Source organism: Micromonospora sp. NPDC047465 (assembly GCF_040643125.1).
Lineage (GTDB): Bacteria > Actinomycetota > Actinomycetes > Mycobacteriales > Micromonosporaceae > Micromonospora.
Genome location: NZ_JBEYTP010000083.1, coordinates 1 through 16,461, shown reverse-complemented (window position 1 = coordinate 16,461; position 16,461 = coordinate 1). Strand labels below are relative to the sequence as shown.

The 16,461-nt window shown below is 68.1% G+C and carries 18 protein-coding genes and 1 pseudogene; 9 read left to right on the top strand and 10 right to left on the bottom strand.

What is annotated here, in order from left to right:
* Positions 1 to 211: 211 nt before the first annotated feature.
* On the bottom strand, positions 212 to 592 hold the full coding sequence (locus ABZ793_RS33650; RefSeq protein ID WP_357464854.1) for a tyrosine-type recombinase/integrase: 381 nt from the start codon (positions 590 to 592) through the stop codon (positions 212 to 214).
* Between the two features lie 77 nt (positions 593 to 669).
* Positions 670 to 1,146: a hypothetical protein gene (locus tag ABZ793_RS33645; protein ID WP_357464850.1), complete on the bottom strand. Its 477-nt coding sequence runs from the start codon at positions 1,144 to 1,146 to the stop codon at positions 670 to 672.
* Positions 1,147 to 1,364: 218 nt separating this feature from the next.
* Between ABZ793_RS33645 and ABZ793_RS33640 the strand changes: the two genes are divergently transcribed.
* Together ABZ793_RS33640 and ABZ793_RS33635 are read left to right on the top strand one after the other, a co-directional pair.
* Complete coding sequence (locus ABZ793_RS33640) at positions 1,365 to 1,607, top strand: hypothetical protein (protein ID WP_357464848.1); 243 nt, start codon at positions 1,365 to 1,367, stop codon at positions 1,605 to 1,607.
* A 75-nt stretch (positions 1,608 to 1,682) separates the two neighbouring features.
* Positions 1,683 to 2,804 carry an IS630 family transposase gene (locus ABZ793_RS33635; RefSeq protein ID WP_357464846.1) on the top strand — a complete coding sequence of 374 codons (1,122 nt, stop codon included), beginning with the start codon at positions 1,683 to 1,685 and terminating at the stop codon, positions 2,802 to 2,804.
* Between the two features lie 71 nt (positions 2,805 to 2,875).
* Here ABZ793_RS33635 and ABZ793_RS33630 read toward each other — a convergent pair whose 3' ends face one another.
* From ABZ793_RS33630 to ABZ793_RS33605, 6 genes are all read right to left on the bottom strand, one after another.
* Positions 2,876 to 3,253 (bottom strand): nuclear transport factor 2 family protein, encoded by a 378-nt coding sequence (locus tag ABZ793_RS33630; protein WP_357464844.1) that lies wholly within the window; start codon positions 3,251 to 3,253, stop codon positions 2,876 to 2,878.
* A 134-nt stretch (positions 3,254 to 3,387) separates the two neighbouring features.
* Positions 3,388 to 4,245: an alpha/beta hydrolase gene (locus tag ABZ793_RS33625; protein ID WP_357464842.1), complete on the bottom strand. Its 858-nt coding sequence runs from the start codon at positions 4,243 to 4,245 to the stop codon at positions 3,388 to 3,390.
* A gap of 19 nt (positions 4,246 to 4,264) precedes the next feature.
* Positions 4,265 to 4,963 (bottom strand): alpha/beta hydrolase, encoded by a 699-nt coding sequence (locus tag ABZ793_RS33620; protein WP_357464840.1) that lies wholly within the window; start codon positions 4,961 to 4,963, stop codon positions 4,265 to 4,267.
* 207 nt (positions 4,964 to 5,170) lie between these two features.
* The gene (locus ABZ793_RS33615) at positions 5,171 to 8,071 is read right to left on the bottom strand and encodes an AAA family ATPase (protein ID WP_357464837.1); all 2,901 of its coding nucleotides are present in this window, start codon (positions 8,069 to 8,071) and stop codon (positions 5,171 to 5,173) included.
* 583 nt (positions 8,072 to 8,654) lie between these two features.
* Entirely contained in the window at positions 8,655 to 9,116 is a 462-nt protein-coding gene (locus ABZ793_RS33610; protein ID WP_357464835.1) for a hypothetical protein, read from the bottom strand.
* 273 nt (positions 9,117 to 9,389) lie between these two features.
* Positions 9,390 to 9,989 carry an XRE family transcriptional regulator gene (locus ABZ793_RS33605; RefSeq protein WP_357464833.1) on the bottom strand — a complete coding sequence of 200 codons (600 nt, stop codon included), beginning with the start codon at positions 9,987 to 9,989 and terminating at the stop codon, positions 9,390 to 9,392.
* 171 nt (positions 9,990 to 10,160) lie between these two features.
* Here ABZ793_RS33605 and ABZ793_RS33600 point away from each other — a divergent pair, with 171 nt between their 5' ends.
* Positions 10,161 to 11,645: an MFS transporter gene (locus tag ABZ793_RS33600; RefSeq protein ID WP_357464831.1), complete on the top strand. Its 1,485-nt coding sequence runs from the start codon at positions 10,161 to 10,163 to the stop codon at positions 11,643 to 11,645.
* A 180-nt stretch (positions 11,646 to 11,825) separates the two neighbouring features.
* Here ABZ793_RS33600 and ABZ793_RS33595 read toward each other — a convergent pair whose 3' ends face one another.
* The gene (locus tag ABZ793_RS33595) at positions 11,826 to 12,092 is read right to left on the bottom strand and encodes a hypothetical protein (protein ID WP_357464829.1); all 267 of its coding nucleotides are present in this window, start codon (positions 12,090 to 12,092) and stop codon (positions 11,826 to 11,828) included.
* A gap of 90 nt (positions 12,093 to 12,182) precedes the next feature.
* On the opposite strand from ABZ793_RS33595, the pseudogene ABZ793_RS33590 reads away from it, so the two are divergent.
* Positions 12,183 to 13,414, top strand: a pseudogene (locus ABZ793_RS33590) (IS701 family transposase).
* Between the two features lie 10 nt (positions 13,415 to 13,424).
* Here ABZ793_RS33590 and ABZ793_RS33585 read toward each other — a convergent pair.
* The gene (locus ABZ793_RS33585) at positions 13,425 to 13,769 is read right to left on the bottom strand and encodes a hypothetical protein (RefSeq protein ID WP_357464827.1); all 345 of its coding nucleotides are present in this window, start codon (positions 13,767 to 13,769) and stop codon (positions 13,425 to 13,427) included.
* Between the two features lie 61 nt (positions 13,770 to 13,830).
* Here ABZ793_RS33585 and ABZ793_RS33580 point away from each other — a divergent pair, with 61 nt between their 5' ends.
* From ABZ793_RS33580 to ABZ793_RS33560, 5 genes are all read left to right on the top strand, one after another.
* Positions 13,831 to 14,355: a winged helix-turn-helix domain-containing protein gene (locus ABZ793_RS33580; protein ID WP_357464825.1), complete on the top strand. Its 525-nt coding sequence runs from the start codon at positions 13,831 to 13,833 to the stop codon at positions 14,353 to 14,355.
* 24 nt (positions 14,356 to 14,379) lie between these two features.
* On the top strand, positions 14,380 to 14,892 hold the full coding sequence (locus ABZ793_RS33575) for a transposase (protein WP_357464852.1): 513 nt from the start codon (positions 14,380 to 14,382) through the stop codon (positions 14,890 to 14,892).
* Between the two features lie 320 nt (positions 14,893 to 15,212).
* On the top strand, positions 15,213 to 15,422 hold the full coding sequence (locus tag ABZ793_RS33570) for a hypothetical protein (RefSeq protein ID WP_357464823.1): 210 nt from the start codon (positions 15,213 to 15,215) through the stop codon (positions 15,420 to 15,422).
* 60 nt (positions 15,423 to 15,482) lie between these two features.
* Positions 15,483 to 15,674 (top strand): hypothetical protein, encoded by a 192-nt coding sequence (locus ABZ793_RS33565; protein ID WP_357464820.1) that lies wholly within the window; start codon positions 15,483 to 15,485, stop codon positions 15,672 to 15,674.
* A gap of 173 nt (positions 15,675 to 15,847) precedes the next feature.
* Positions 15,848 to 16,372 carry a hypothetical protein gene (locus ABZ793_RS33560; RefSeq protein WP_357464818.1) on the top strand — a complete coding sequence of 175 codons (525 nt, stop codon included), beginning with the start codon at positions 15,848 to 15,850 and terminating at the stop codon, positions 16,370 to 16,372.
* Positions 16,373 to 16,461 lie beyond the last annotated feature (89 nt).

The window sequence follows — 16,461 nt, the reverse complement described above, 5'->3', positions numbered from 1 at the left end:
AGCCGCCTGACTCAGCCGCCCAAACCCGGCTCCGCTGCGCTGCGCCGGGTGCTGGCGCCTGCCCACTCACCATTGGATTTTCGGGTCTGACAGTGTGGGTTCGATTCCCGTCACCCGCTCCACGCGAAGGGCCCTGGTCAGGACACAAGTCCCAGCCAGGGCCTTCGATGTTGCAAGGCCAACGATCATGCCGTGTGCCATTGGCGTGCCATTAGCCCCGGTCATCCCCGGCCCCGTCCGAGTTCGCTGACCGCTTCTTGCCCTTCTTGCCGCCCGACTTCTTGCCGGTCGTGTCCTTGGCCTTGCCCGAGCCGTCGGCCGACTTCTTGGCCTTCTTTCGGTCGACCCGCATCGCCTCGTGCAACGCCTGGGCGATGGCCCGATCCGCCTCAGTCGTGGCGTGCTGGTAGATCAACGCGGCCTGGGATGAGTCGTGCCCCATCCGCGCCATCAGGTCGCGGGTGCTCGCCCCGGTTCGCGCGGCGAGAGTGTTACCGGTGTGCCGCAGATCGTGGAAGTGCAGATGCGGTTGCCCGACCCGCCCGACAGCCGCCTTCCAGCCGATCAGCTTGTTGAGGTTGCCGCGCCAGATCGGCCGCCCGCGCCCGTTCCACGATGTGCGGAGTCACGGCGGAGATGGGCTTTAGGCAGAGGCGCGACGCGGCAGCCTCAGGAGGATGAACTGTACGGCGCGTATTGAACGCTGCGGGACCGGCGACGCCAGGCGGGCAGCGGAAGGCAGCCAGCCAGGCCCTCGTATCCGATATGGGTCTCGACCGACCCATCGGGCATCACCACCTCGACGAGGGAGCGTTTCCGCGCAAGAACCTCCCGGACGCGTCCCGCGACGACCGAATTGGCCATGTCGTCGAGGAAGGCCAGGTCCTCGGGCGCCGGGCGAAGTTCCCATCTGCCGCCGTACTCGCCAACCTGTAGGACGATCTCCTCCCCGAATTCGGCCCATCCGAAGGCCCGAGCGTCGGGATTCGTCGGCGTGATCGTCACAGCCAGGCCCCATTGGGGGTTCTCGATCTTCACCTCTGCTGCGCCGGCCAGCTCGTGCGCGAACCGGGTAGCCAGACCCAACGTCGCAGCGGTTGCCGAACCAAATCCGTCAGGAACGTCTTGCGAGTTGGTGTTGCTCATGCGCGGGGACTGTACAGCCATCCGTACAGCCAAGTCCGCCTGCGAGCGCCGACACTGCCCGACAGTCACGGACGGTCTGAGCAGGGCCTCAGTGCCTCTACCAGGCCGCTTCGATCTTCTTCTAATCCCCAGGCCCGGCCGTGCCCGCCTCGTCCTGACGGGATGGCATGAGAGCGGGGCGTCGGTACAGTCACGGCGACTCCGGGGAGGTTATCGACATGGCAGAGGTCGACAAGGCGGTCGAGCGGATCCGGGCGACGTGGGCATACCGGCTGCTGGTCGTCGGTTACCGCTGCCTGCTTCTCGGGCCGCTCATGATGGGTCTGACCATCGGCGCGATAGCGCTCTGGTCCCTGAAGCCACCACTGGTCTGGGTGCCGATGGTCTGGGTGCCGATCGCCATCACGTTTGGGACAGTGTTTGTCGGGGTGGCCGGGATATGGGTGGGGCTAGTGCTCTGACCGGGAAGGTTCGCCGGGTTGGTGGTCGCGACGGTTGGATGTGCGGTGACGTCCGATCCGATCGCTGGAGGCGCGGTGGCTGAGCCTGTCCGTGTACGCAGACTGACCGACCAGGAGGGGCAGAAGCTGCAGCAGATCGTGCGCCGGGGTAGCACGAGTTCGGTGCGCTACCGGCGCGCGATGATGCTGCTCGCCTCGGCGGGTGGGAACCGGGTGCCGGTGATCGCCCAGCTGGTCCAGGCCGACGAGGACACCGTGCGCAATGTGATCCACCGCTTCAACGAGATCGGCCTGACCTGCCTGGACCCTCAGTGGGCGGGAGGCCGTCCCCGCCTACTCAGTCGTGACGACGAGGACTTCGTCATCCGGACGGCCACCACTCGCCCCAGCAAGCTCGGCCAGCCCTTCACCCGCTGGTCGATCCGCAAACTCGCCGCCTACCTGCGGAAAGTGCACGGAGGTGTCATCCGCATCGGCCGTGAAGCCTTACGGTGCCTGCTCCGGCGCCGCGGCATCACCTTCCAGCGCACCATGACCTGGAAGGAGTCACCCGACCCTGATCGCGACGCCAAGCTCGACCGGATCGAGCAGGTGCTGGAACGCTTCCCGGACCGGGCTTTCGCCTTCGACGAGTTCGGGCCCCTGGGGATCCGGCCCACCGCAGGCTCCTGCTGGGCGAAGCAGGGCAAGCCAAACCGGCTGCCGGCGACCTACCGCCGCACCCACGGCGTCACCTACTTCCACGGCTGCTACTCCGTGGGCGACGACCGCCTGTGGGGCGTCAACCGCCGCCGCAAGGGCACCGCCAACACCCTGACGGCGCTCAAGTCGATCCGCGCCGTCCGACCCGACGGCGCCCCGATCTACATCATCCTGGACAACCTCTCCGCCCACACCGGCGTGGACATCCGCCGCTGGACGAAGAAGAACAAGGTCGAGCTGTGCTTCACCCCGACCTACGCTTCCTGGGCCAACCCGATCGAGGCCCACTTCGGCCCGCTGCGGCAGTTCACCCTGGCCAACTCCCACCACCGCAGCCACCCTGCGCAAACCCAGGCACTGCACCGCTACCTGCGCTGGCGCAACACCAACGCCCGCCACCCCGACGTACTCGCCGCCCAACGCACGGAACGCGCCCGCATCCGCAGCGAAAAGGGCATCCGCTGGGGCGGACGCCCCCTCAACACCGCAGCCTGACCAACCGCGAACCGCAGCTCCCGAACGCCGAAGGGGCAAGTTCAGGAGAAGGACAGCGACAGAAGGATGACTCAGGAGGCGAACGGCTCGATCTCCCCCGCGAAGACGATGAACTGGTCGATGAGGCTCCGTCGCAGATGGACGACATCCGTTCCCGCCAGGCGGGGGCCTCCATCAGGCGTGGTGAAGACCCACCGGTACCGGGCCCATTCGTCAGGCATGTCCACCGCTGAGCAGCGCACCATCGTGCCGGTCCCCGCCGGGTGGCGCCGGATGTCCAGCACGAACCGCTCGACCGCCCCGATTCCTTCGCTGCGACCCAACGGCCCCCAGAAGACCACGTCTGAGGTCAGGGCCTGGGAGAGCAGGGCAGTCACATAGCTGTCGTCCGAGGCGTTGAACGCGGAGATGAACGTGTCGATTGCGGAACGTGCGGTCTCTTCCTGCATGCCCCAGTAATACCAGCCGTTTCGCGTGCGCTCGTCCCACGAGCCGCCTTCCGATCACGGTGAACCATCCCGGTCACAGCACTAGGTGAGAACCCCCTCGCCGGACGCGGGGGCGCCCGGCGAGGGGAGTTGGGTTAACCGACCGAGTTGGCGGCCTGCAGGATCAGCCGTGTGGTGGCTTCGGGCTGGGACATCATCGGCACGTGTGATGCCTTCACCGAGGCGGTGGTTGCCCCGGCTCGGGCAGCCATGAACCGCTGGGTCTTCGGCGGGATGGCGTGGTCGTCGGTGGCGACGAGGTACCACGACGGGATGGTCTTCCAGGCCGGCGGGCCGGAGGGCTCGGTGAACGCGGCAACCGAGAACGGACGCTGGGTGGCCTGCATGAGCCGAGTGGCGCGAAGCGGCAGGTCGCCGGCGAACGCGTCGCGGAAGGTCTCGGCCTTGATGTAGAGGTCGGTGCCCTCGCCGCCGCCCGGCAGGGGGTACGGGCGCTCGATGAGCGCGTCCGGGGTGATTTGAGTGCCTGGGTTCTTGGTGACCAGTTGTGCCAGGCTCTCGCCCTCATCGGGCGCAAACGCTGCGATGTAGACCAGTGCCTTCACGTTCGGCACGCCGCGCGCCGCGTTGGTGATGACCGCTCCGCCATAGGAGTGGCCGACTAGGACGATCGGCCCAGAGATGGTCTTCAGGACGCTGCGGACGTAGTCGGCGTCGGAGGACAGGCCGCGCAGCGGGTTGGCCGGTGCGAGCACGGGGTAGCCGCGGCGCTGCAGGCTGGCGATCTCGTCGTTCCAGCCCGAGGAGTCGGCCCAGCCGCCGTGCACGAGCACGACGGTCGGCTTGGCGCTGCTGGCCTGGCTGACCGACTGGGGCTGGCCGTGAGTTGCCGCGGTGGCGGTGCCGGTGCTGATGCCGAGCGCCGCGAGGAGGGTGATGGTGAGGCCGGCCAGCAGGAGGCCGGCCAGGTTTCTGTGGGGACGATGTACCATCGACGGCTCCCTGCTGAGGTCAGGACTGCTGGACCGCGGTCGCGGCCTGACGGATCAGATCGGCAACCGCGGCGGGCTGGGAGAGGTAGACGGAGTGGCTGCCGGGGACCTCGACCACGGTGGAGCCGGCTCGCTCCGACATCGCCCGCTGGGCCGGCGGCGGGATCATCCGGTCGTCGGTCGCAACCAGGTACCAGCTGGGCTTGGACCGCCACGCCGGGGTGCTGACGGTGCCACTGAGGGCGTCGAGCCCCCACGGGACCTGGGAGTTGGCCATGAACTCGGCCAGCTCCGGCTTCAGGTCGCCGGCGAACGACTCGGCGAACCTCTCCCGGTCTAGGGCGAGGAAGCCATTGCGGGGCGGCAGGATGGGCGGTACCGGCGCCCCAGGCGGCGGGTCCGCGATGAGGGTCTGAACGGACTCGCCCTGGTCGGGGGCGAACGCCGCGATGTAGACGAGCGCGGACACCTGTGGGTGGGTGCCGGCCTCGGTGACGACGACGCCGCCGTAGGAGTGGCCGACGAGGACGACCGAGCCGTCGTGCTCCTCAAGCACGTGGCGGGTGGCGGTCACGTCGCCTTCCAGCGACAGGGTCGGGTTCTGCACGACGGCGATGTCGTAGCCGTCTTTGCGCAGCAGGTCGTGGACGGCCTGCCAGCCGGAGCCGTCCACGAAGCCTCCGTGGATCAACACGATGGTCGGGGTTGTGGTGCTCACGATGCTCTCCTTTGGTCGGGTGAATCCGCAGTGCGGTGCTCGACGCTAGGAGCCGCGGGCAGGAGGCCGCGTGCGTCAAATGACTGGGTTTGGTGCCGGTTAGATGGCCGAGTTGTCCGGCTGCTCGAGTCCCATCCAGAAGTCGCAACCGACGTCGACACCCAGATCGGCCAACCGAGCGCCGCGCGCTGGGCTCTGGTGGGCGCACTAGACCCGGTCGGCACCGTCCGGCGTTTCGCTGTGCTGCGTGTGGGGGGCCAGGGCGTCGCGGAGCGCGGCCCGGGAGGTGATGCCGAGCTTCGGGAAGAGCTCATACAGGTGGGTCGCCACCGTGCGCGGCGACAGGAACAGTCGCTCACCGATCTGCTTGTTGGTCAGGCCGGCTGCCGCGAGTTCCGCGACGTGCCGCTGTTGCGGGGTCAAGGTGTTGGCGGGTGTTCTTTGCCTTGGGTGAGGCCCTAGCGGCGCTGGTTGGGTCTGGCCGGTTGCCCTGAGCTCTCGTGCCGCCCGGTCGGCCCACGGCTGTGCTCGGAGCCGGCGGAAGGTGTCGGTGGCGTGGGCGAGCTGCACTCGGGCCGTGGCCGCGTGACGGGTGCGTCGCAGGTGTTCGCCGTAGGCCAGCTGGATGCGGGCCATCTCGAACGGGTACATCTGGGCGTCCGGTGCGCCGAGCGCTGCGTCGAACCGCTGCGTGGCTTCCTCGGCAGGTGCAGCCAGGGCGGTGGCGCCGAGCGTCATCAGCTGCAGGCGCGGGGACAGCCGCCCGATGCCGGCCTCGGTGACGGCTGCGACGTGGGCGGAGGCTTCGGCTGTTCGGCCGGAGCGAGCCGCGGCTTCGCTCAGGTCGAGGATCAGCCAGAGCGCGAGTGGCGAGTGCGGTGCCAGCTCCCCGGCGGGGCTTACCACCGAGGCGTGCCGAAAGGCGGCGTCGAACTCCCCTCGTGCCATGGCCGTCTGGCAGCTGATGTGGGCGATGTAGCCCTGGACGGAGCCGACGCGGCGCGGGAAAGCCCACGCGGTCATGCGGTCGATCATCGACTGGACCGTGGCGTCGTCTCCGCGGGCGGCCGCCACCAGGCCTTGCAGGAACAGTCCAGGCCACGTGAGCATCTGGAAGTCGAGCTCCACGCACAGTCGCAGACCTTCGGCTGTTTCCTGGTCCATCTCCTCCCACTGACCCGTGAGGTAGTGATGGTTGCCCAGCAGGAACAGGGCGTCGATGGCGGAGGTGATCGCCCCTCCGGCGCGACCGTCCTCCACTACCCGCCGCAGCGCCGGGAGACAGCCTTCGACCCGGTCGACGTAGACGGCGGCGATGCCGACTCGTCTGATGTGGGCGGGATCTTGCTCACGGTGCAGCAGCGCGATGGCGGTGTCCATGTCGTCCAGCACCGCCTCCGCGGTGCGCGCTGGGTCACGGAGTGTGTGGTTGAGCAGGTGAAGCGCTAACGGCGGTTTGGGCTCCAGGCGGCCCAGTGCCGTGTCGAACGGTTCCCACAGCTCGGGGCGCCCACCGAAGTAGCAGATCAGCAGCAGCGTGTGCAACGTCTCGACGAGGATCTGGTCGTCCGCTCGGAAGGGGCCGCTGCGCATTTCAATGGCGTTGACCAGCAGCCGATAGGTGGTGTCGAGGTCGCCGGCCTGGTTGAGCAGCTGGGCCGCCGCAGCGAGGGTCATGGTCAGGGCGGCGTCGGGGTCCTGCTCGAACGCAGCTTCGTCGAACAGTTGGGGCGCCATGCCGAGGTCTCCCGTAACGTTCGCGCCAAGGTAGGCGGCTCGCGCCATGCGCCTGAGCTTGTTGGTGCGGTCGGGGCTGAGGTCAGCGGAGCGGACGAAGGCAGCGACCGCGCCGACCGGGTCGCCGCGGTTGGCTGCCCGTTGCGCGACCTCCTCCACAAGCCCAGCGACCGCCTCATCGGGACCGAGAGCGGCCGCGGCCAGCTGCCAGGCCCGCCGCTCGGGGTCGTCGGCCAGACGGCTGGCAAGGGTAGTGTGAGCGTGACGTCGCTCGGCGTCGGTGGCCAGCCCCACGACGGCGGACCTGATCAGTGGGTGACGGAACTCCAGGCGCCGGGTCGTCGGGTCAACGAAGACGAGGCGGTTGCGTTCGGCGGGCCCGAGGGCTTCCAGGCCTTCGTCGTGCAACTCCGGTTCGGTAAGGACGCGCAGGTCGCCGGTTCCGTCGAGGGCCGCGAGGAGGAGTAGTTCGCGGGTCGCGGTGGGGAGCGCAGCGATTCGCGTGGCAAACACCGCTTGGAGCCGCTCAGTGACCGGGAGCACATCCGCAGCCCGGACCACCTGGGAGTGCCGCAGGTCCTCGAGTGCTACAGGCAATTCCAGCAGCGCCAGCGGGTTGCCGCGGGCTTCGTCGAGGAGCCGTCGCCGAACGCGAGGAGTGAGCGCGGGAAAGTTCTGCTCAAGCAGTGTCTCGGCCGCAGACTCTTCAAGCGGGGGCACCGTCAGTCGGGGGAAGGCGACCTCGTCGAAGAAGCCCGCCTCGCCTGTCCGTGCGGCGACCAGGACCCCGATCGGGTTGTTGGCCACACGCCTCGCCACGAACGCCAGCACCCGCGCGCTGGCACGGTCCAGCCACGGCAGGTCGTCGACGACCAGCAGGACGGGTTGACGCGAGGCCGCCTGGCGGAGTAGCGCGAGAGTGGCGGTGGAAACCAGTGTCGGGTCGCTGGCGTGACCACCGCCCAATGCGACGGCAGCGCCGATTGCCTCCCAGTGCGGCGCCTCGAGCTGGGGCAGCAGACCGAGGAACGGACCCAAGAGCTGGTTGAGCGTGGCGAAGCTGACATCGACCTCGAACTCGGCTCCGGCGGCACGCACCACCTGGAACCCCAGAAGCTGGGCCCGCGCAGCGGCAGCTTCCAACAGCGCCGTCTTCCCGACGCCAGCTTCGCCGGACACCACAAGCGTCCCGCCACGGGTTGCAGCGCCAACGAGGAACGTCTCCAGCAGGTCCAGCTCCCGCGCCCTCCCCACCAGGATGCCGCCTGGCCCACTCGGAGACGGCCGATGGGTCCAGGCCTGCGAACCTGCCCGAGCGTCCGACACCGCGGCAGGCGGTGCTAGGCACCCGTTTGGGTCACGCTGGGACATCGGCACCTCCGGGAAGCTCGCGAGATGCTGTCGCTCTCGCGGCCAGTCTCGCCCCGGCAGCGACCCGCGTCTAGGGCGAGAACGGGTCCGGATGTCAGCACAGGGTCCGCCGCTCGGACCTCGTGTGCGGCCCGCTCCGATCGTGCGATGCCTATGCATCTGCGACCCCTCATGCCTTGTCGTCGATTGGCGTGATCGGCACGTTCTTTCGGCGCCAGCCTTGCCCGGCGTTCATGATCGACATGTTCTTTGGGCGCCACGCGGGAAAGGTGGTCGTTCGGCGGCGAAGGTTGCTTACGAAGCTTCGGCCATTACGTCGACCTGTCCCGACGTCCACGCCGACAGCCTGGCCCGACAGATCCACGATGGGGTCGACAGATCGTCTCGCAAGCATCGGCGGCGGAGCCGTATGGCCCTGCGGTTGAGCGGGGCACGTCTTCGGTGGCCTGGGTTTCGTCCCTACACCGCACGTTGTGATCATGATTGGCGACCATATTGCTGCGATCGATTCCGCCCTCATACTCTGGCGATCCGCACTCCGGTCGGGAGGGAAACGACATGCGCCGAGTTCTCGTCACCAACGTCACGCTCGCCGCTTCGGCTCGGGTCGGCCGAGGCCGAGGCGGACTACGAGCAGGAGTTGGTGGATCAGTACCTGCTGGCGTGCGTAGGCTCGGGGATCTGTGACAGCAGCGTCAGCGGCGATCGGTCGACGTTGTTCGAGTTCATCCGCTTTCTTGGCCGGCCGGTGTGGACCGCGAAGCCGGCTGACGCGGACCGGTTCCTCGCCGCACAACGCCGTGGGAATCGTTCGGCGCTGACGGTGCAGAAGGAGGCGTGGAGCGTCGGAGAGTTCTTCCACTTCCTGATAGCCCGGCATCAGGGCGATATTCATGAGCTGACCGGCTATGTCGTCGAGCAGATCATCGACGAGTTCAACCGGCCGGTGAACGCCGACTACGGGGCCGCGCGCGTGCCGCCGAGCGAGGACGACCTCGAGTTTGTTGTTCTCGCATTGGCGGCAGTGGCTGCCGTCGGCGCGCATGTTCCTGCCCGCCGCGCGGGACTACATGGTGGCGTCGTTGTGGCGGCGGATCGGGTTGAGGGTGAACGAGACCCGGATGCTGGACCTGCGGGATTGGCGCGCGAGCTCCACAGGTCGACGAGGGCAACGTCGGCTGCTTTTTCGGCGTCGCCACCATCAGGGCGCCCGGGTCGTCCGGCTACGTCCTTTCACCGTAGGACGGACGGATGCGCCCGGATCCCGGCAATTGCGGGCGTTCGCTGCTGCGCTGTTGGCGGGTGTTTGGTTCCGGGGTCAGCGGTCGCCGGTGTTGTCTTGGCGGGGCTTGGCGCGTACGTGCATGCGTTCGCCTTGGCGGCCGAGGATGCTGAGGATCTCGACGGGCTGCCCGCCGGTGCTGCCGAACCAGTGCGGCAGCCGGGTGTCGAACTCGGCGGCCTCGCCAGGGTCGAGCACGAGGTCGTGGTCGCCGAGGACGAGGCGTAGTCGTCCCGAGAGCACATAGAGCCACTCGTAGCCCTCGTGGGCACGGGGGACCGGCTCGATCTGGGCCGCGGGGATGATCACTTTCCAGGCCTGTAGGGCACCGGGTTGGCGGGTCAGCGGAAGCACGGTGCGGCCGTTGACCCGGCGCGGGGTGAGCCGTACCCGGGGGTCGCCGACCTCGGGCGCGCCGACGAGTTCGTCCAACGGCACGCGGTGCGCCTGGGCGATCGGAAGTAGCAGCTCGAGGCTGGGACGGCGCTGGCCGGCCTCCAGCCGGGACAGGGTGCTCTTGGAGATGCCGGTCGCCTCGGCGAGGCCGGCCAGCGTAACCCCGCGTTGGGTGCGCAGGCGTTTGAGCCGGGGGCCGACCTCGGCCAGGGCTGCGGCGATCGCGGGTGGGTGTTCCACGTACCCATCTCACCGCGCCGTCCCGAAAACGGCAACAAGAGTTGTCATACCCGCTGCGCGGGGTGCAGCCTCGGCCAAGACCGACTACGACGCCGTGATGGTGGGGCGCCACCCGATTCGAGCATCCGAGAGGCCGCCCGTGGTACTCGACTCCAGAAAGAGGCCATCCTGTTGAAATCAGCATCCCCTCCCGGCACCGAGCCTGAGCAGACATCGCCGACATACCGTCCAGCACTGGCCTGGACGCTGACCGCACTGTCGCTGTCCACACTCCTGCCCTCGCTGAGCATCAGCATCGCCAACGTCGGACTGCCAAGCATTGCCCTGGCTTTCGGCGCCTCGTTCAACGAAGTTCAGTGGGTCGTGATCGCCTACCTTCTGGCCATCACGACACTGGTCGTCGGCGTCGGCCGACTCGGCGACATCGCCGGCCGACGCCGTCTCCTTCTGAGCGGCATCGCCGTGTTCACTCTCGCGACTCTGCTGTGCGGACTGGCCCCAAACCTCCCCCTCCTGACCGTTGCCCGGGCGGTCCAAGGAGCCGGCGCCGCCTGCATGATGGCGTTGAGCATGGCCTTCGTCGGCGAGGCCGTGCCCAAGGAACGCACCGGCAGCGTGATGGGCCTGCTCGGGACGATGTCCGCAGTCGGCACCACACTGGGGCCCTCCCTCGGAGGGCTTCTGATCGCCAGCGTCGGCTGGCGCGCGATCTTCCTCGTCGGCGTGCCACTCGGCCTTCTCGCGCTCGCGCTCACCATCCGGGCCCTACCCGCCTCCACATCCGCGACAGGCCCCGCACGCCACCGCTTCGACTCGCTGGGGACTGTCCTGCTGACGATCACCCTGACGGCGTACGCGCTGGCCATGACGATCGAAGGCAACTCGTTCGGCCCGCTTGCCATCGCACTGCTCGCCGCCGCGGGGGCGGGCCTTGGCCTGTTCGTCATCACCGAGAGCCGGGCCGCATCCCCCCTGCTGACCATGCCGATGCTCCGCGACCCGGTCCTCGCCACCGGTCTGATGACCAGCGCACTGGTCTCAACCGTCATGATGACCACTCTCGTCGTGGGTCCCTTCCACCTGGCCCGGTCACTGGACCTCAATCCGGCCTATGTTGGTCTGGTGATGGCAGCAGGCCCCGCCGTGTCCGCCCTCACCGGCGTCCCCGCAGGCCGCGCCACCGATCGCTTCGGAACCCAGGCCATGGTGGTCGTCGGGCTTAGCGGCGTCATCGGCGGCTCAGTGGTGCTGTCCCTGATGCCCACAGCCGCCGGAGTCGCCGGATACATCCTGCCCCTGGTCGCGATGACCGCCAGCTACGCGACGTTCCAGGCGGCCAACAACACCGCAGTCATGAAAGACGTCGCCCCACACCAGCGCGGTCTGGTGTCGGGCATGCTGAACCTGTCCCGGAACCTGGGCCTCATCACCGGCGCGTCCGTGATGGGCGCCGTCTTCGCCCTCGCCACCGGAACCAGCGACATCACCACAGCAGCCCCAGACCACGTCGCTCGCGGAACTCACCGGACCTTCGCCGCCGCCGCTCTCCTCGTGGCCACCGGCCTCGCCGCAGTCCTGGTGCTGCGACTGCACTCGCGACTCTCGTCCCACCACAACACCAAGCCGAACTCCCCCCGCACGACCATCGATCCATAACCACACGCACATCAACAGGAGCGGATGCGGATCGGTTCGCCCCGCTGAGGGGTTCCTCGTAAGGGTTGCCCGGCGGCCCGGCCCAACGACGAGCCCAGTACGCCGTTCACCCGCCCAAGTTCCCTGACCTCTGGGACACTCTCCCCACACTCGGGGCAAGCGCCCCAGAGTTCGCCGGAATCAACGATCAGATTCCTCCAACTCGAAGCCAGTCTCGGCAATCCGGTGCTCGGCCGCCGACCCGACAGCGCGGAACGGAATCCGGCTGCGGCCTGCGACGAGCAAGCCCTCGCCGCGCGGCGCCGACAGCAGCAGCCGTGACTCCCCGGCGGTCAGGTTGAACGCCTCACTAACGGCGTCGATGGACTGCGTGCTTTGTACTCCAACGTCACTTCGCTCTGGCACCGGGCGTGGCGGGGGCATGAAGACGGCCACCGCGTTGATCATCGATGGTTTGTGAGGACAACCGAAGATCGTGCGGTGGCCGCGTGCCACAGCGTAGACCCCGCCGGATGGCGGGTCATCCTGGACGAGGCGGTGACGCGTGTCGCTGACCGGTTCGTGCGGGCGGAGCCACGCCGGAGCGCCGGGCAGTTCGTGGAAGGGCTGCTGTCGGGTCTGGAACGTAAGACCTGCTGGTCCCTTGCGGAGCGGGCTGGGCACTGCGATCCGCAGGCGATGCAGCGGCTGCTGCGCACGGCGGTGTGGGACGCCGACGCTGTCCGTGATGACGTGCGTTCCTGGCTGGTCGAGCAGCTCGGCCACCCTGAGGCGGTGCTGGCCTGCGACGAGACCGGCTTCCTGAAGAAGGGCGTGTGCTCGGTCGGGGTGCAGCGGCAGTACACTGGCACCGCTGGACGTGTCGAGAACAGCCAGGTCGGGGTGTTCCTGGCCTACGTGTCGCCCGAAGGGCGGGCGATGATCGACCGTCGGCTCTACCTACCCGAGACGACCTGGTGTCAGCAGCCCGATCGCCTCGCCGCCGCCGGCGTCCCCGACCAGATCGGGTTCGCCACGAAGCCTGCCCTGGCCCGGCAGATGATCGCCGCCGCCCTGGATGCCGCAGTCCCGCTCGGGTGGGTGACCGGCGACGAGGTCTACGGCGCCGACCCCGGCCTGCGCGCTGACCTCGAACACCGTGGGATCGGCTACGTCCTGGCCGTCGGCTGCGACCGACGCGTAGCGGTCAACGACGGCCGCACCCTGATCCGCGTCGACGACCTCGCCGACCGGATCCCCAGCCGGGAATGGCAACAGCACAGCTGCGGGCCGGGCGCGAAAGGCTACCGCGACTACCTGTGGGCCTGGATCATCACCGCCACCAGCCCTGGTGAGCATCGGTGGCTGCTCATCCGCCGCAACCGCACCACCGGCGAGCTGGCCTTCTACCTGTGCTGGTCACCCCGCCCGGTGCCACTGCACACCCTGGTCCGAGTGGCCGGCTCCCGCTGGAGCATCGAGGAGCTGTTCCAACCGGCAAAGGCCAGGTCGGCCTGGACCACTACCAGGTCCGCGGCTGGACCGGCTGGCACCGCTTCATCACCCTGGCCATGCTCGCCCTGGCCGTCCTGACCATCCTCGCCGCGCAGCAGCCCGACGCCGGCCCGGAGATCATCGCGTTGACCCTCGCCGAGATCCGCCGACTCCTCAACTCCCTCGTCCTCGCCGTGACGCTCCCACCAGCGCACACCCTGCACTGGTCGATCTGGCGACGAACATCCCAAGCCCGAGCCCGACGAGCCCACTACCAGCACAGACAGGCGAAGTGACGTTGGAGTACTAGGCGTCCTCCTCGTCAAACGGCTCGTCACTCCACCGCCACCACGCCTCGTTGCCATCGATGTGGAGAAGGAACTCTGGAACCTCCTGGCCCTCTGGGTACTGAAGCGTCACGGCGTTTCGGACTGCCTCGTACGCGTGCTCCCAGGACTCGACATCCTCATCGATACCATCGAGCAGCCGCAGTTCCTCGGCGAAGAGCGGCCGGACCTCCGCGAGCCCCTCCCTCGGGTCGACACGAGCGTTCAGCCACGGGAAGTCGCCACCGGTCACCACGAGATCAGCAAGTACCCCGCCGTCGTCGCGCCGGTGCAGCGTCCAAGCGCCGCCGTGATGATCGCTCACGATGACGACACTACAGAGGTTGAATCGTCAGGGTTAGAGCGAGGCGGTCCGGCGTGTTGACGTGACCGTGGTCGATGGGTGGCGTATCTGGTTCGGGGTGCGCTATCCCGATGGTGGTGGGCTGACGGTGGAGGGCCGGGCTCGACGTGAAGCGGTCCGGTTGCAGGCGGCGGCGTTGTTCGCGCAGGAGGTGCCGGTTCCGGAGATCGCCGGGCGGCTTCGGGTGTCGCACAACGCGGTGTACGTCTGGCGACGGCGGTGGCTGGCTGATGGTGCGGCCGGGTTGGCCTCGAAAGGCCCGTCGGGTAGTGGTTGCCGGCTGTCCGACGCCCAGCTCGATGCCCTCGCGGCCGCGCTTGAGGAGGGCCCCGCCGCGCACGGCTGGGTCGAAGACCAGCGTTGGACCCTGGCGCGGGTAGCGGAGCTGATCGCCCGGCTGTTTCGGCAGCGGTACACCCTGCGCGGGGTGTCGCTGTTGTTGCACCGCATCGGGTTCAGCCCGCAGGTACGCAAGCATCGACCGGTCGAACGCGACGAAGCGGCGATCGCGACCTGGCGGCGGGAGGTGTGGCCGCAGGCAAAATAGTGGCGGGGCGAGCGTGGGGCCTGGATCTGCTTCCAGGACGAGGCAGGTCACACGCTTCGGCCGTCCAAGGCGCGGACCTGGGCGCCTCGCGACCGGACACCAGTGGTCGCGGTGTCCGGCAAAGGTTCTGGTCGCATCTCCGTGGCGGGGCTGGTCTGCGTCAAGCCCGGACAACGCACACGCCTGCTGTACCGGGTCAAGGTCCACCGTCCCCGCAAGGGTGAACGGCGCAGCTTCGCCGAGACCGACTACATCGCCTTGCTGGATGCCGCTCACCAGTACCTCAAAGCGCCGATCGTGCTGATCTGGGACAACCTCAACACCCACATCAGCGCCGCCATGCGCGAACTCGTCGCGAACCGCGACTGGCTCCACGTGATCCAGCTACCCGCCTACGCCCCCGACCTCAACCCCACCGAAGGCGTCTGGTCCCACGTCAAACGCAGCCTCGGCAACCTCGCCGTGACCAGCGGCGACCACCTCGCCGCCGTGGTGAAGAACCGGCTCAAGCGCATCCAGTACCGCCCCGACTCCTGACCAGCTTCCTCACCCACACCGGCCTGACCCTCGACCCAGAACCGCCGTAACCCTGACCTTTCAACCTCTGTAGGTACGCACTGGGGAGCCCCTGCCAGTCTCGGCTGGCGGGGGTTTCCTCACGCCTGGGGTGCGGCGGCGGGGCGTGCCAGGCGGGTAGTTTCCTTGCTGAATTCGCCCACCCCCTCCCCTCTTGGAGTCCGCATGTGTCCTGTCCCTGACCCGGTTGAATTCCCTATCCGAACGGTGACCATCTCTGATGGTGTTGGCATGGCCTTCGATGTGCAGGCCGACGACTACGAGGACACCAGTTTCTGTACGTGAATCTTGGACTGCGCATGGCGGAGACGAACGAGGGCACTTTGTCGGTGACCTACCGGTGTCGGATGGACACGGTCGAGTTGGACGACCTGATCGAGGCGTTGTCGGCAGCGCGGGATGAGGCTGAGGCTCGGGCGCGGCAGCTTGGCTGGGACCTCAACGACGGCGGTGACGATGATGAGATGGTGCAGGGTCGCACCGTCGAGTAGCGGCACGGCGAGAAGCCCTCGCACGCTGTCGAGCTGCGGGTAACGTCGCTGAGGTGAGGTGTGCTCCTACGAGATGGCCCCGGCGACGGCAAGGTGGTCGACGGCCAGGGCGAAACCACCGTGTGGGGTGCCTGCCTGTACGAGCGCACCAACGACCGCGAGGAACGTCACGGCCGCACCCTGCCCGTCTACCGTCACCGGCCGGACTGCTGCGAGCTCTATGGGCGGGGCGCCGAAGACCGCTGCGAGTGACAGCCTCGCCGTCTGCGCCTCCTGCCCCCAGGCGCCGTCTGCGATGCCGTAACGCCGTAGTACGACTCGGGGCGCTGATCGGCCCAGCGAATCGGTTGAGCGATGCCGCCCCTTCCGTTCAGGTCGAGGCGGCATCGGGCGTGCTGGTGGCGGCCGGCTGACACCCTGACCCGGTGAAAGAACTGTGGCCGGTGCTAGCCGGTGGTGTGATCGCTTTGGCTGGCGGCTATCTGGGTGCCCACTGGTCGACACGACTAGGGGGAAAACAGCAGAGACTGAACCTGCTGTTCGAGCAGAGCATCATGCTGGATGTGGAGTTGCTGGCCTACGTCCGTGACTTGCGTCGCCGTCTGCCTATCGACGGACAGACGCAAGGGGTGCCGTTGCCGGAGCTGCTGTCTGCGCTCGCCCCGCCTGCCTACCTGTCGTCTCGGGTGGAATTGCTGGGCAGTGAGGTGACGAAGACGGCTTGGTCACGGTTCGACGAGGCGTGGCGTGAGGCCGTGTGGAGAACCGGCGGCGGCTGCTCGGATGTGGCTAAGGAACTGGACCTGCTGGACTTATCCATCCAGGACCTTGATGACATGCTGCGCCTGTCTCAGGTTAGGCGGTTGCGTGAGGATGACTGCCCTTCGGCTTGGCGAAGGTTTTGGTGGAGTTTGACCGACCTGGTTGAGCCGCTTCGGTTGGGCCGCTAAAGGACGTCTCGTAACTCGGTGAAGGCGTTGCCCGGCAACGGTGCTGGTGTCACCCGGCGAGGATGATGTTGTGGAGGTGGGCGATGCCG